This is a genomic window from Enterococcus sp. B2E4 (genome assembly GCF_030499455.1).
Taxonomy (GTDB): domain Bacteria; phylum Bacillota; class Bacilli; order Lactobacillales; family Enterococcaceae; genus Enterococcus_D; species Enterococcus_D casseliflavus.
Genome location: NZ_JAUKPK010000001.1, coordinates 351,740 through 364,202, shown reverse-complemented (window position 1 = coordinate 364,202; position 12,463 = coordinate 351,740). Strand labels below are relative to the sequence as shown.

Annotated in this window: 16 protein-coding genes and 1 other annotated feature; of the genes, 10 read left to right on the top strand and 6 right to left on the bottom strand. The window is 44.1% G+C overall.

What is annotated here, in order from left to right; all coding sequences use genetic code 11:
• Position 1 precedes the first annotated feature (1 nt).
• The 6 genes from Q1X33_RS01775 to Q1X33_RS01750 form a co-directional block, all read right to left on the bottom strand.
• Positions 2-424 carry a VOC family protein gene (locus Q1X33_RS01775; RefSeq protein WP_301969495.1) on the bottom strand — a complete coding sequence of 141 codons (423 nt, stop codon included), beginning with the start codon at positions 422-424 and terminating at the stop codon, positions 2-4.
• A 103-nt stretch (positions 425-527) separates the two neighbouring features.
• A complete protein-coding gene (locus Q1X33_RS01770) occupies positions 528-1,112 on the bottom strand; it encodes an AAA family ATPase (RefSeq protein ID WP_301969494.1) in 585 nt (194 codons plus the stop codon).
• Between the two features lie 118 nt (positions 1,113-1,230).
• Entirely contained in the window at positions 1,231-1,602 is a 372-nt protein-coding gene (locus tag Q1X33_RS01765; RefSeq protein ID WP_301969493.1) for a hypothetical protein, read from the bottom strand.
• Between the two features lie 226 nt (positions 1,603-1,828).
• Positions 1,829-2,314, bottom strand: coding sequence for a tetratricopeptide repeat protein (locus tag Q1X33_RS01760; RefSeq protein ID WP_301969492.1), 486 nt, complete (start codon positions 2,312-2,314; stop codon positions 1,829-1,831).
• A gap of 57 nt (positions 2,315-2,371) precedes the next feature.
• Entirely contained in the window at positions 2,372-2,899 is a 528-nt protein-coding gene (locus Q1X33_RS01755; RefSeq protein ID WP_367652785.1) for a GNAT family N-acetyltransferase, read from the bottom strand.
• Positions 2,896-3,135, bottom strand: a complete 240-nt coding sequence (locus tag Q1X33_RS01750) for a hypothetical protein (RefSeq protein ID WP_301969490.1) — start codon at positions 3,133-3,135, stop codon at positions 2,896-2,898. The genes Q1X33_RS01755 and Q1X33_RS01750 overlap by 4 nt, the downstream gene beginning before the upstream one ends.
• Before the next feature lie 197 nt (positions 3,136-3,332).
• On the opposite strand from Q1X33_RS01750, the gene Q1X33_RS01745 reads away from it, so the two are divergent.
• The 10 genes from Q1X33_RS01745 (at position 3,333) to Q1X33_RS01700 (ending at position 12,391) form a co-directional block, all read left to right on the top strand.
• On the top strand, positions 3,333-3,479 hold the full coding sequence (locus tag Q1X33_RS01745; protein ID WP_169793694.1) for a hypothetical protein: 147 nt from the start codon (positions 3,333-3,335) through the stop codon (positions 3,477-3,479).
• 329 nt (positions 3,480-3,808) lie between these two features.
• Positions 3,809-3,862: a sequence feature (sodium ion sensor (DUF1646 type); this cis-regulatory element may regulate processes involved in with the transportation of sodium ions), on the top strand.
• A gap of 110 nt (positions 3,863-3,972) precedes the next feature.
• A complete protein-coding gene (locus Q1X33_RS01740; protein ID WP_301969489.1) occupies positions 3,973-4,305 on the top strand; it encodes a V-type ATPase, subunit F family protein in 333 nt (110 codons plus the stop codon).
• Positions 4,283-6,244, top strand: a complete 1,962-nt coding sequence (locus Q1X33_RS01735; RefSeq protein WP_301969488.1) for a V-type ATP synthase subunit I — start codon at positions 4,283-4,285, stop codon at positions 6,242-6,244. The genes Q1X33_RS01740 and Q1X33_RS01735 overlap by 23 nt, the downstream gene beginning before the upstream one ends.
• Positions 6,241-6,711, top strand: a complete 471-nt coding sequence (locus tag Q1X33_RS01730) for a V-type ATP synthase subunit K (protein WP_005225567.1) — start codon at positions 6,241-6,243, stop codon at positions 6,709-6,711. Before Q1X33_RS01735 ends, Q1X33_RS01730 begins: the two co-directional genes overlap by 4 nt.
• A gap of 13 nt (positions 6,712-6,724) precedes the next feature.
• Positions 6,725-7,309 carry a hypothetical protein gene (locus tag Q1X33_RS01725; RefSeq protein WP_086338465.1) on the top strand — a complete coding sequence of 195 codons (585 nt, stop codon included), beginning with the start codon at positions 6,725-6,727 and terminating at the stop codon, positions 7,307-7,309.
• Positions 7,310-7,312: 3 nt separating this feature from the next.
• Positions 7,313-8,299, top strand: coding sequence for a V-type ATPase subunit (locus tag Q1X33_RS01720; RefSeq protein ID WP_060793071.1), 987 nt, complete (start codon positions 7,313-7,315; stop codon positions 8,297-8,299).
• Positions 8,289-8,597, top strand: coding sequence for a V-type ATP synthase subunit F (locus tag Q1X33_RS01715; RefSeq protein ID WP_301969487.1), 309 nt, complete (start codon positions 8,289-8,291; stop codon positions 8,595-8,597). The genes Q1X33_RS01720 and Q1X33_RS01715 overlap by 11 nt, the downstream gene beginning before the upstream one ends.
• Positions 8,598-8,612: 15 nt before the next feature.
• On the top strand, positions 8,613-10,400 hold the full coding sequence (locus tag Q1X33_RS01710; protein ID WP_301969486.1) for a V-type ATP synthase subunit A: 1,788 nt from the start codon (positions 8,613-8,615) through the stop codon (positions 10,398-10,400).
• Positions 10,384-11,781, top strand: coding sequence for a V-type ATP synthase subunit B (locus tag Q1X33_RS01705; protein ID WP_010747828.1), 1,398 nt, complete (start codon positions 10,384-10,386; stop codon positions 11,779-11,781). The genes Q1X33_RS01710 and Q1X33_RS01705 overlap by 17 nt, the downstream gene beginning before the upstream one ends.
• A complete protein-coding gene (locus tag Q1X33_RS01700) occupies positions 11,762-12,391 on the top strand; it encodes a V-type ATP synthase subunit D (protein ID WP_010747829.1) in 630 nt (209 codons plus the stop codon). Before Q1X33_RS01705 ends, Q1X33_RS01700 begins: the two co-directional genes overlap by 20 nt.
• Positions 12,392-12,463: the final 72 nt, after the last annotated feature.

The window sequence follows — 12,463 nt, the reverse complement described above, 5'->3', positions numbered from 1 at the left end:
TTTATTGTAAGTAATCCTTGGTTTGGTCCATCAAGGTTTGAAAGTCTGATTCGTTTTTTCTTATCGCCTCTGTTAGGGTAAACAAATAACCGTTGGGGTCTTTGATGGTTATTTCAAGGGCATTCCACGGCTTTTCCATCAAAGGTTCCACGATCCACTTTTCGGGAATTTTTTGAGCGATATTCCGAAGATCAATCATCGCTACATTCAAAATTGCCCCATCGCCAACAGTGAACGAGTCTGCGGAAATCAGCATCAAATCTTGGTAGTCAGCAAGACGCAGATGGTCCATCGTCACTTGATTTTCTTGATTGCGAAACTGATACAATGACTGGAACCCCAAGATTTCTGCAAACCATTTTGATGATTGTTCAATATCTTTTGTCTTCAATTGATAAAACATTGGCATAACATAAACGTTCATTTTGACACCTCCTCTTAATTAGAGGATACCGCTTGACGCAGCGTCAAAGTCAATAGACAATTTCGTATTGAAGCAAAGCTTGAAAATGGCGTTTCTTTTAGACTTAAGTCAAGGAAAAATGGGCAATAATTCTTTGACTCACTTCATCAGGTGATAAGTGGGTATTGTTGATTTTCAGCGAAGGAATCGTTGGAAAAAGGGTAGCTAATTCCTGTGGCAGGCTTTCTAAACGATAGTTTTCAAACGAAGACAAAAGCTCGTTTCTAGAAAAATCCAGCGCTCTTTTTGACGGCTTTGCGGCTAAACGGTCCTCATGGCAATTGCGCTTTAAGCGTTCCTCAATATCAGCCACTAATTCGATAAAATAGACCTTTTGCTGGGCATCGGTAAATAGTTGGGCGATCTCTTGTAAAAAAGCTAAATCTCCCGCTTGATCGAAATCAATCAAGACCGTAAAAATGATTGATTTTGTCGTATTATTGGCTTCATTTTGAACAAAGGCTTTGAAGAGTTCGATCCGTGTTTGATTAGACAAAGCGAATGCTGCGGGGCTATAGCCAAGAAAATTCGCAAAAAGATCAATGGTCTGGTGATTGAATAAAAGCTTTGCATCCAATCGTTTTTCCAGTTCTTTGCCCACAGTCATTTTCCCTGCGGCTTGTGCGCCAATCAAGACGATCAGTGACATCACAACACATCCTTTTTATCAATCGTAACAAAGGTGAGCTATCGTGTAAATCGGTTCTTAGAAAGAAACGATTGAGAAACTGGAATTTTTCATATGTGGAAACCAAAGATGCTCTTTTTTAGGTAAAAAGGAATGAGCGGAACTTCTCCGACAGAGGGAAGAAAACCATGCAGCACAAAAGCACAGTCTGGAACAACAAAATGACTAGTAGATTGACCGTTTCAAATCGTGAATAAAGATAGAAGTGGATCAGCCATTCGAAGACATTGACAAAGACTAAATAAAGGTAGTGCGCTTTTTTGACCTTGCAGTTTTTTAACCAATAATAGCTTAAGTAATAATCCAGCAAGATCATCAATAATAGAAAAAGTTTGCTGAAAGCCGTCAGATTGTCATGCTGCGAGGCGAGTTTTTGAAAAAACAGCAAAAGGGTTGGTGTCGGAATATAAATGATCAATAAGGATAGGAAAAAATAGACAATAAAGGGCATAGTCATTCCTCCAATCTGTTATTAAAAAAACATAGATAAACTAACAGATTTGTTGAGAGCCGTCAACTGGTTTTTTATCGAAAAATTCGATAATGATGGGTAGCGTTGCTTGGAGGAAAAGGTTCAAAGGACAGTCCTTGGTAACAAAGGATGATCGCGAGATATCCAAAAGAAAGACTCCCTTTTACGAGAAAAGGGAGCGGAGGAGCTGCTTCATAGGGGAAATTTATGCCCATGTCTCATTGAGTTTATCCGCATAAAACAAAAGTGCCTGTCGGTAAGACTGGATGTCTGGATCGCTAGAGGTTTCGGCAAGCAGGGTCAATAATCGTTTAGTGGCTTGCTCATACTCGGCGAGATTAAACAGTGTCATGGCATAGAAGGTTTGCAAAGCATGATTTTTTGGAAACTGCTTCATCGCTTGTAAAAACACGTCTTCGGCTTTTTGATAATTGCCTAGGGCACGATAGGTGCTACCTAGACCTAGGTAGGCATCTGGCAAGTCGTTTTCTGATAACCCTAACGCGATTGCTTGTTCATAATAAGGAATTGCCTGTTGTTCTTCCCCTAAAAGATCATAACTCCAAGCCGTTTGGTAGTGGATAAAGGCATCTTGGGGATTTTCGGCAGCTAATTGAATCAATTGTTCATTTGATTGTTGCAGTTTTTTTTCAGCCCGCAGTTGGATCGCAGCAGCTAGTCGTTCATTCATTGGTTGGAAGCTCCTTTTCAAATAGTAGAAAATGACTTAGATAACTTGCAAGCTTAGCTAAGGAGAAAGATCAGCCCAGCTTTCACCCGCAAAAGAAAAACCGCATGCTTCATACAGCTTGTAGGCTGGCTGGTTTTCAACCGTCACTACCAGATAAAGGCGAGTGAGCCCCATGGCTTTTGCTCGTTGGATCACTTCCTTCATCAGCAGTTTGGATAAGCCGTTGCCTTTAAAGGCTGCGCCCATAACGACAAATAATAGCAGGGGAAGCTCTTGAAACGTGCTGGTTACTACGGCACCGATAGGGTGATCATCCTTTTGTAACTGAAAAGAAAGCTCTGGAATCAAGGGACCGTATTTTCCGTCAGCGGTCTCTCTCAGCTCTCTTTGCCAGTCAGCAAGCGATTCCCCTTCGTCAACTGTCGTTTCATGATAGGCGGAATAAAAAAGTTCTGCGACACTTCGAGAATTCGGGAGAAACGGCTCAAAAGAAAGGGCGGATTCTTGTAAAGCTTTGGGGGCATGTTGTAAGTCACAAGCCATAATGATTCGTTTCATAGAAGCACTCCTCTCTGCTCGTTTCATTTATTATAGCAGAGCCAAGCTTTTTCACGCTCGTTTTTTCTAATAAAAGCCCAGATCCAACGAATTCCTTCGTAGATTGCAGTGAAGACTGCCACCAGAAACAAAAACGACATGTAGTGGATCAAAAAAGCGAGCTGAAACCATAAGCCATATACCATCGGCAGGACGACGAGCAAACAAAGAACCAATTCGATGTTTCGCTTTCTTCTAATTTGAAACCAACGTTCATCTGACATCCTTTTTTCCTCCTGTTCATTCTATACACACACTTTGTTAAATCTCCATCTTTTTATAAAATGATCGATAGATTTGCGATATTTTGATTAAAAAACTAGAAAATTGATTTGATTTTTGGTAATCTTGAAAATAAGATTAGAAATAGCTGTTGTTTTTTATTTTGACTGATTTTCCCACGAAAGAAAAGGTGAGCGCAATGGAAAGAAAACCGATGTATTTAAAAAATGGGCTTCCTTTAACAATGGAACCGGGTAAAATTTACACATGCCTTTATCGTGGCGGTTATTTCATTTGTGAAGAAAAGGGACAACCGCTGCCACCGATAAAAAGAGAAGCGAAATAAGCGAACTTCTCACTTAAGATTTGTCAGGGATCGAATGGGTTGTTGGAACTGTTATCTCCTTTTGGGTACCAATCAAATGATGTCTAGCATTTTCAAAAAATCTCAACGTTCTTCATTCATACCATTCTAAGTCTTAAATTGATTTTGACCGATTTCAATTTAGTAAGAACAATCCGATCCCTGGCAAATGTTAGGTGGAAAGTTGGGCAGGTAGCAAGTGAATCAGTAATAGGTGAAAAACGGTTTTTTCTCACAAAAGATGATTTCACTTGAATAGAACGCCGTTTTTTGCTATAATAGTTCAGGAATTGAAAAATAAAATAGACAAAGGTTGAGCATTTTTTATGCTTCAAGGATCAGGTTTGCCAAGGGGTGAGGCAAACATTCTTGGAGGAATGCTGGCCTTTTTTCATATCAGCATACTTCTTCGTGAGGTATGCTTTTTTTGTTTATTTTTCAGTTGAGAATACAAATCATTATAGGAGGGGAATCGATGAGAGAAGCTTTGACTCGTTTACGAGAAGCAGAAGAAGCCAATGAACAGCAATTGCGCGCTTTGAAAAAAGAATTGCAGTCGGAAGAAGCGCAGCAGCAACAAGCATTGCAAGAGCGATCAGCCGCTTTGGAAGAGGCGCTTGCTCAAGAACAAGCAACAATCGAAGAGCAGTTGCAACAGTCACTAGCAGCACAAAAGCAGCAGCTGGCAAAAGAGAACCAGCAAGTGTTAGATCGTTACCAAAAAAATATGCAAAGCTTCCAAGAGCAAGCGGTTCAACAGATCGTTGAAGGAGTGATTGGGATTTATGGCAGTAACCAAACTAAATAAACTAACGTTGATCACCCCGAAGCACTACCAAGAAAGGTTATTGACGAAGCTGCAAACGATGCAGTTTGTTGAAATCGAGAACGTATTTGAGCAGGAAGCGAACGAAACTTGGCTGCGGGAATTTTTTGCAGGAGCCACCCCAGAAGGTGCTTCTCATCAACCAATGATTCGTCGACTGCAAGAAGCGATCCGCTTTATTCGTCAAAATGGTGATGCGAAAAAAGGCACGGAATGGCAACGAGATGCCTTGCGGCTGTCGGACTTTGAAACAAGCTTCGATGAAGCCGCAGCATTAACGGAGCTGGTTGAAGTCGAGAATTTGCAGGAGCGCTGGGTAGAGACGATCGAAGCGATCGAAGCAGCGACGCAGTCGGAAGAATGGGCGACACAATGGCAAAATCTTGACGTACCCTTGGAGATCGAAGCGCCTGCACATACAAGTTTTTTTGCTGGGAGTGTCGAAGGCCCACGCTGGGAAGATCTAGCTGAAGCCTTGCGTCAATTGGAAGAGGTTCATATCGAAGTGATCTATTCTGAACCCAAAAAAGTCAATTTCAGCTGCCTGTTTTTAACAGCGATCGAAGAGCAAGTGTTCCAATTGTTTCACCGATATGGGGTGAAGAAAGAAACTGGCCTGACATCCGAATCACCAAAAGTGGTTTTGCAAAATGCGAAACAAGCCTTGACTTCCTTGACGCAGCAGCGCAAAGAACTGATTACAGAAATCAGTCAGCACAAACAACGGCTGATCCTGCTGCAGCAAGCGGAAGAACTGTTTTTGACTCGTGAGAATCGGGCAATGATGCAACAGCGCTTAGCAGCTGGTCAGACCTTTGCCCTCTTGCGCGGCTGGATTGCAGAAAAGGATCAGCCGTTAGTGGCGGAAATGGTCCAAGAATCCTTTGCCAACGAGATTTACCATTCATTTGAAGAACCCACTGCAGAGGAGATCGCTGCCAATCAAGTGCCAACGAAGCTAAAAAACGCCTCGTTTATTCAACCCTTTGAAATGTTGACGGAAATGTACAGCTTGCCAAAATACGATGAGATCGATCCAACCCCATGGATGACGCCTTTTTACTATGTTTTCTTTGGTATGATGGTGGCTGACTTAGGTTATGGTGCATTAATGGCTGTCGCGACCACGATTGGGCTACACGCCTTGCGTTTGCCCAAAGGGACCAAACGGTTTCTGAAATTGTTCCAGATTTTGTCTGTGCCAACTATGATTTGGGGCGCAATCTACGGCTCCTTCTTTGGTGCTACATTGCCCTTCCAACTTTTATCGCCCTCCGAAGATTTTATGGCGATCTTTGGTCTATCCATGATTTTTGGTGGCATCCAACTGTTTACAGGCCTTTATTTAGCAGCCAAAGAAAATATCCGCAAAAAGGATCTTTTAGGTGCAGTCAACGAAGGCTTTGCGTGGCTAGGCCTTTTGAGTGGTCTTTTAGTGGCAGCCGCAGGCAATCTTTTGATCGATGTCCCAGCACTAACAACCGTCGGCTTGATTTTAGCAGGCTTTAGTGCCTTATTGATCATCGTGGTACCAATTCTGAAAGGGAAAACCAAAGTGGGCGGCTTCTTTTTAGGCTTGTATGACTTATACGGTGTGACCAGTTACATCGGCGACTTTGTCAGCTATAGCCGCTTGATGGCATTAGGGATCTCTGGTGGGAGTATCGCAGCAGCCTTCAACTTATTGGTGGGCTATTTGCCGCCAGCCGCTCGTTTTTCTGTGGGCATTCTCTTATTGGTTGTCCTACAAGCTTTAAACATCTTTTTATCGTTACTGAGTGCGTATGTGCATGCCGCTCGTTTACAATATGTAGAGTTTTTCGGAAAATTTTTCACTGGTGGGGGGCGCCAATTTGAAACCTTTAAGCCAAGTGAGAAATACGTTGATTTTGATAAAGAAAATGGAGGAGACAATAAATGATTGATTACTTAATTAATAATAATGGTGGTATGGTGTTTGCAATTATCGGAATGGGGATCGCTACGATCTTTTCTGGGATCGGTTCAGCCAAAGGGGTGGGCCAAACTGGTGAAGCAGCGGCAGCCTTAACGACGAATCAGCCGGAGAAGTTTGGACAAGCCTTGATTTTACAATTGCTTCCCGGAACGCAAGGACTATACGGATTCGTTATTGCGTTTATGATCTATGGTAGCTTAAGTGGTGAAATGTCGACAGTGACTGGGATGGCGTACTTGATGGCATCACTGCCAGTTGCCTTTACTGGCTTATTCTCAGGAATGGCCCAAGGGAAGGTCGCTGCAGCTGGGATTCAAATTTTAGCGAAGAAACCAGAGCATTTCTTTAAAGGGGTCATGTTCTCAGTAATGGTTGAGATGTATGCCATCTTAGGCTTTGTTATTTCTTTCTTACTTTTAGGAACGATTTAAAGGGGGCGAAGGTATGGATGCAATCGACAAAATGATTGCTGAACTAGACCAAGAAGCGCAGACAAAACGGGAACGTTTGGCTGCCGCTGAACGTGCTAGGATCAGTGAAACGATGGCACGTGACTGGGCGAAAAAAGAGTCGGACTTGCAGCTTCGTGCCCAGCAAGCAAAAAAGCAAGCCGAAAAAAATTATCAGCAAGCGCAAAATCGCCAAGCAAGTGCCGCTAAGCAGCAGCAAATGGTGAAACAAAACGAATACCTGACACAACTTTTTGAGCAAGCGTATCAACAAATGGTTGCCTGGACGCCAGAAGAGCTGCAGTCATTTGCTGAAAATGTGCTGCAACAGCTGCCGATCAGCGGGACGGTGACCTTCCACGCTGGTCCTGAGCAAGCAGCCCATCTAGATGCCGCTTGGCTTACGTCTTGTCAATCAAAACTACCGTATCAAATCAAAGCAGGCGCACCATTGACAGAAGCAGGCTTTTTGGTGGATGACAACGGCATTCAATACAATTTTACCTATCAGGTTTTGCTTGATGAATACAAGAAAGAAACCCGGGAACGGTGGTTGCAGATCATACAACAAGGAGGTTGATCCATGAGGAACTATCATCAATTGAATCCAATCATTCGGCTGAAAGAGATGACGTTGCTAAAGCCGCAAGAAGTCGAGCAAATGATTGCGGCAAAAGGGTTTGCTGAAGTCGAAGCTGTCTTGCAGCAGACCCATTATCAACGCTATTTGAAGCCAGATTTTCATGAACGATTCGAAACCTATCTCGATGAAGAATTGTTAAAGACGATCAAAGAATTGGCCGAGCTGGTTCCTGATCAAGAGATCCTCCGACTGTATATGATGCCTTTTACTTTCCATAATCTAAAAGTCTTGACCAAAGAGTCAGTCACTGGAAAAGATTATGATCATCTACTGATCGAAGATGGTTTTTACACGATCGATGAGTGTCGGACCGCCATCAAAACGGGAACCTCAGAGGTATTGCCTGAGAAAATCGTGACTACGATCCAAGAAGTGCGGGAGTACTTAGAAGGCGGCGCCGTGCTGCAAGGCATCGATATCATTTACGATCGCCGGTATTTACATGAACAACGGCGACTGGCAGATGAAATCAAGATCCCTGAGCTACAAGAAGCTGTCATCAAGATGATCGATCTGACCAATATAACGATTGCCGCTCGTTGTGTACTTCAAAAACGATCGCGTAGTTTTATGGAGGCAGTCTTAGTGAGTGTCGGCAGTATCCCGAAAGAAGAATTTTTAGCATTTGCGGATGCGTCCTATAGTGACTTTTTAGCCTTCTTATTAGAAAGTGATTATCAGGAAGTGTTGCGGCCTTTGATTCATGAACAGGTGATCGACTTTGCTGGCTTGGCACTTTTGCAAGACAATTTGATCACAGAAAGCTATGGCCAAGCCCAAACAGATGCTTTGGGACCACTGCCTTTACTCGCATTTTTGAATGCTAAGGTTTTGGAACTGCAAAATCTGCGTATCTTGCTAGTAGGCAAACGCAGTGGCTTTACGGAAGAACAACTCAGAGAAAGGATGCGGCACTATGACTCATAAAATCGGCGTAATCGGCGAGAAAGAATCCGTCATTCCTTTTCAACTATTTGGCTTTCAGGTCTGCTATGCCTCGGAAGAAAAAGAAGTGAAGCAGGCGCTGGAAAAATTAATGAAGAACAGTACGATCATCTACCTGACTGAAAAATGTGCCGAGCTGATTCCCGATGAATTAGCAAAAGTCCAACAAAAAATGACACCTGCAGTCATCTTGATTCCTGATTATGATGGTTCCCGAGGAATCGGCAAGCGAATGATTCAAGAAAATGTCGAAAAAGCAGTTGGACAAAACATACTATAGAGAGGAGCCGATGTTGTGGAAAAAGGAACAATTATTAAAGTATCTGGTCCATTGGTTTTAGCCAAAAATATGGGCCATGCAAGTTTAGAAGATATCTGTTATGTAGGAGATTTAGGCGTGGTCGGTGAGATCATCGAAATGCGCGGCGAAGTCGCTTCGATCCAAGTCTATGAAGAAACGTCTGGGATCGGACCTGGTGAACCAGTCGAAACCACCGGTGAACCGCTATCCGTCGAATTGGCGCCTGGGATCATGTCACAAATGTTTGATGGCATCCAACGTCCCTTAGAAACCTTCATGTCTGTCACCCAAAGCAACTTCTTGACGCGTGGGGTGCAATTGCCTGCGTTGGATCATGAGAAAAAGTGGCCCTTTGTACCGACAGTCGAAGTCGGCGAAGTAGTCAGTACCGGGATGATCATCGGCACCGTGCAAGAAACACCGTTGATCAATCACAAGATCATGGTTCCTCATGGCGTTTCAGGAACAGTCAAGGCTGTTTATGCGGGGGAATTTACCATCGATGAAACGATTTATGTTTTAGATACACCCAAAGGAGAACGGTCTTTCACGATGCTGCAAAAATGGCCCGTTCGTCATAGCCGTCCAGTAAAGCAAAAACTGAATCCAGTCGAACCAATGATTACTGGTCAGCGAGTGATCGACACCTTCTTTCCAATCGCTAAAGGCGGGGCGTCAGCCGTTCCAGGACCTTTTGGTGCAGGGAAAACTGTCGTTCAGCACCAAATCGCCAAATGGGCGGATGTCGATCTGGTCGTCTATGTCGGCTGCGGCGAACGCGGCAATGAAATGACCGATGTAATGAACGAGTTTCCAGAGTTGATCGACCCTCGTAGTGGTGAATCTTTAATGGCGAGAACCGTGTTGATCGCTAACACCTCCAATATGCCGGTAGCCGCTCGGGAAGCGTCGATTTATACTGGGATCACGATTGCGGAATACTTCCGAGACATGGGGTATTCAGTGGCGATCATGGCGGATTCCACCTCACGTTGGGCAGAAGCACTGCGAGAAATGTCTGGTCGTCTGGAAGAAATGCCTGGGGATGAAGGGTATCCAGCTTACTTAGGCAGCCGCTTGGCGGAGTATTATGAGCGTTCTGGAAAAGCGATTTGCTTAGGTTCTGATCAAGAAGGCAGTATCACTGCCATCAGCGCCGTTTCACCATCAGGCGGCGATATTTCAGAACCAGTTACCCAAAATACGTTGCGGGTCGTAAAAGTCTTTTGGGGCTTAGATGCCACCTTAGCGCAAAAGCGTCATTTTCCATCGATCGATTGGTTGAAGAGCTATTCTTTATACGAAAATGAATTGGGTGCCTTTTTGGACCAACAAATGCAAGTGGATTGGTCCAAACAAGTAACAGAAGCCATGCGGATGCTGCAAAAAGAATCTGAGTTGTCAGAGATCGTTCGACTTGTCGGCATCGACGCTTTGTCCGAAAAAGATCAGTTATTGCTGGAAACCACCAAATCATTGCGAGAAGATTTCTTGCAGCAAAACGCTTTTGACGACGTCGATACGTTTACCTCTCGTGAAAAGCAGTTCAAAATGCTGGAAACGATCTTGCTGCTCCACAAAGAAGCGGAAGATGCGTTGACACTAGGTGCGTATCTTTCAGAAATCTATGCAGGAACCGAAGAATTGCGAGACAAAGTGGCACGTATGAAGTACCTGCCTGAAACGGAATTAGCAAAAATTCCTGCTTTGCATCAAGAGATCAAAGCAACGATGAAAGAAATTTTACAGAAAGGAGACCGCACCGATGATCAAGGAATATAAAACGATTGGAGAAGTCGTCGGACCATTGATGGCCGTCGATCGCGTCTCCGGTGTCAAATACGAAGAGTTGATCGAAGTCCGCATGCAAAACGGCGAAACGCGGCAAGGACAAGTACTGGAGATCCAAGAAGACAAAGCGTTGGTCCAAATTTTTGAAGGAACCGGCGGGATCAATTTGCGGGAATCTGCGGTGCGTTTCTTAGGACATCCTTTGGAATTAGGCGTTTCCGAGCAAATGATCGGGCGAGTCTTTGACGGCTTAGGTCGGGTCAAAGATGGCGGAGTAGAGATCGTCCCAGAAAAATTTATGGACATCAACGGCGAAGTGATCAATCCAGCAGCGCGGGATTATCCTGATGAGTTTATTCAAACGGGGATCTCATCGATCGACCACTTGAATACGCTTGTTCGGGGACAAAAACTGCCGATTTTTTCTGGTTCTGGTCTGCCTCATAAAGAATTGGCTTCGCAAATTGCGCGTCAAGCACAAGTGTTGAACTCGGAAGACGATTTCGCTGTTGTGTTTGCTGGCATCGGGATCACCTTTGAAGAAGCAGAATATTTCATGGAAGATTTTCGTCAAACTGGCGCCATCGACCATTCTGTCGTCTTTATGAATCTAGCCAATGACCCAGCGATCGAGCGGATCGCTACTCCCCGAATGGCACTGACGGCAGCCGAATACTTGGCTTATGAAAAGGGCATGCATGTCTTGGTGATCATGACGGATATGACCAACTACTGTGAAGCTTTGCGGGAGATCTCCTCTGCTCGTCGTGAAGTGCCAGGACGTCGGGGTTATCCTGGGTATCTTTATACCAATCTATCCACGTTATATGAACGTGCGGGACGGATTCGCGGCTTGAAAGGTTCAGTGACCCAGCTGCCGATTTTGACCATGCCAGAAGATGACAAAACCCATCCGATTCCCGATTTGACCGGCTATATCACCGAAGGACAAATCATCTTGTCTCGTGATTTGTATAAAAACGGCATCCAGCCACCCATCGATGTTTTGCCGTCATTGTCACGGTTAAAAGATAAAGGGACCGGTGAAGGAAAAACCCGTAAAGACCATGCCGCAACGATGAACCAGTTGTTTTCTGCCTATGCTCAAGGAAAGCAAGCCAAGGAATTGGCAGTCGTTTTAGGAGAATCGGCATTGTCGGAAGTAGATAAAACCTATGCCAAATTTGCGGAACGCTTCGAAAATGAATACTTGAACCAAGGGTATCGCACCAACCGTTCGATTATCGAAACCTTGGAATTAGGCTGGGAATTATTGGCCATGCTGCCAAAAGTCGAACTGAAGCGGATCAGCGATGCCCTACTGGCGGAATACTTACCGGGAGAGGAGAACAATGGCGCAAAAAACCGTTAATCCAACCCGCATGGAGCTGTCGCGCCTCAGCAAACAATTGGCGACAGCCAAACGCGGACACAAATTATTAAAAGACAAACAAGACGAACTCATGCGTCAATTTATTGAATTGATCAAAAAGAATGACCGCTTGCGTAAAGAAGTCGAAGAACAATTGCAGCGTGCCATGAAGGCATTTCGCTTAGCCAATGCCACGATCAATGAAAAATACATTGAAGAAATGTTTATTTTACCAGCAACTGAAGTCTCCCTTGAGTTATCCACGAAAAATATCATGAGTGTGGAAGTGCCAGTGATGCATTTTGATTACGACGATACGGTGATGCAAGCGCCGATCGAGTACGGCTTTTTGAACTCCAATGTTCCGTTAGATAATGCGGTCGCCCGTTTTACTGACGTCATGCCAAAGCTGCTGGAGCTAACGGAAATCGAAAAGACCTGTCAATTGATGGCAGGGGAAATTGAACGGACGCGCCGACGCGTCAATGCCCTAGAATATTTGACGATTCCCGAGCTGGAAGAAGCCATTTATGGAATCAAAATGCGGCTGGAAGAAAATGAACGAGCAAACGTAACAAGAATGATCAAAGTGAAGAATAAATCAAAATAAAATGGTATGATAAGAGAAAAAACAAATGCAATAAACTTGGATTACTAAGACATTGGTTTTTGCAAAAGGTCA

Bases quoted from the DNA above. Each gene is read 5' to 3' on its own strand.
- Q1X33_RS01755 (WP_367652785.1), bottom strand. From the start codon at position 2,899: ATGAAACGAGCAGAGAGGAGTGCTTCTATGAAACGAATCATTATGGCT.
- Q1X33_RS01735 (WP_301969488.1), top strand. From the start codon at position 4,283: ATGGCAGTAACCAAACTAAATAAACTAACGTTGATCACCCCGAAGCAC.
- Q1X33_RS01725 (WP_086338465.1), top strand. From the start codon at position 6,725: ATGGATGCAATCGACAAAATGATTGCTGAACTAGACCAAGAAGCGCAG.
- Q1X33_RS01770 (WP_301969494.1), bottom strand. From the start codon at position 1,112: ATGTCACTGATCGTCTTGATTGGCGCACAAGCCGCAGGGAAAATGACT.
- Q1X33_RS01720 (WP_060793071.1), top strand. From the start codon at position 7,313: ATGAGGAACTATCATCAATTGAATCCAATCATTCGGCTGAAAGAGATG.
- Q1X33_RS01705 (WP_010747828.1), top strand. From the start codon at position 10,384: ATGATCAAGGAATATAAAACGATTGGAGAAGTCGTCGGACCATTGATG.
- Q1X33_RS01740 (WP_301969489.1), top strand. From the start codon at position 3,973: ATGAGAGAAGCTTTGACTCGTTTACGAGAAGCAGAAGAAGCCAATGAA.
- Q1X33_RS01760 (WP_301969492.1), bottom strand. From the start codon at position 2,314: ATGAATGAACGACTAGCTGCTGCGATCCAACTGCGGGCTGAAAAAAAA.
- Q1X33_RS01775 (WP_301969495.1), bottom strand. From the start codon at position 424: ATGAACGTTTATGTTATGCCAATGTTTTATCAATTGAAGACAAAAGAT.
- Q1X33_RS01745 (WP_169793694.1), top strand. From the start codon at position 3,333: ATGGAAAGAAAACCGATGTATTTAAAAAATGGGCTTCCTTTAACAATG.
- Q1X33_RS01750 (WP_301969490.1), bottom strand. From the start codon at position 3,135: ATGTCAGATGAACGTTGGTTTCAAATTAGAAGAAAGCGAAACATCGAA.
- Q1X33_RS01700 (WP_010747829.1), top strand. From the start codon at position 11,762: ATGGCGCAAAAAACCGTTAATCCAACCCGCATGGAGCTGTCGCGCCTC.
- Q1X33_RS01715 (WP_301969487.1), top strand. From the start codon at position 8,289: ATGACTCATAAAATCGGCGTAATCGGCGAGAAAGAATCCGTCATTCCT.
- Q1X33_RS01765 (WP_301969493.1), bottom strand. From the start codon at position 1,602: ATGCCCTTTATTGTCTATTTTTTCCTATCCTTATTGATCATTTATATT.
- Q1X33_RS01730 (WP_005225567.1), top strand. From the start codon at position 6,241: ATGATTGATTACTTAATTAATAATAATGGTGGTATGGTGTTTGCAATT.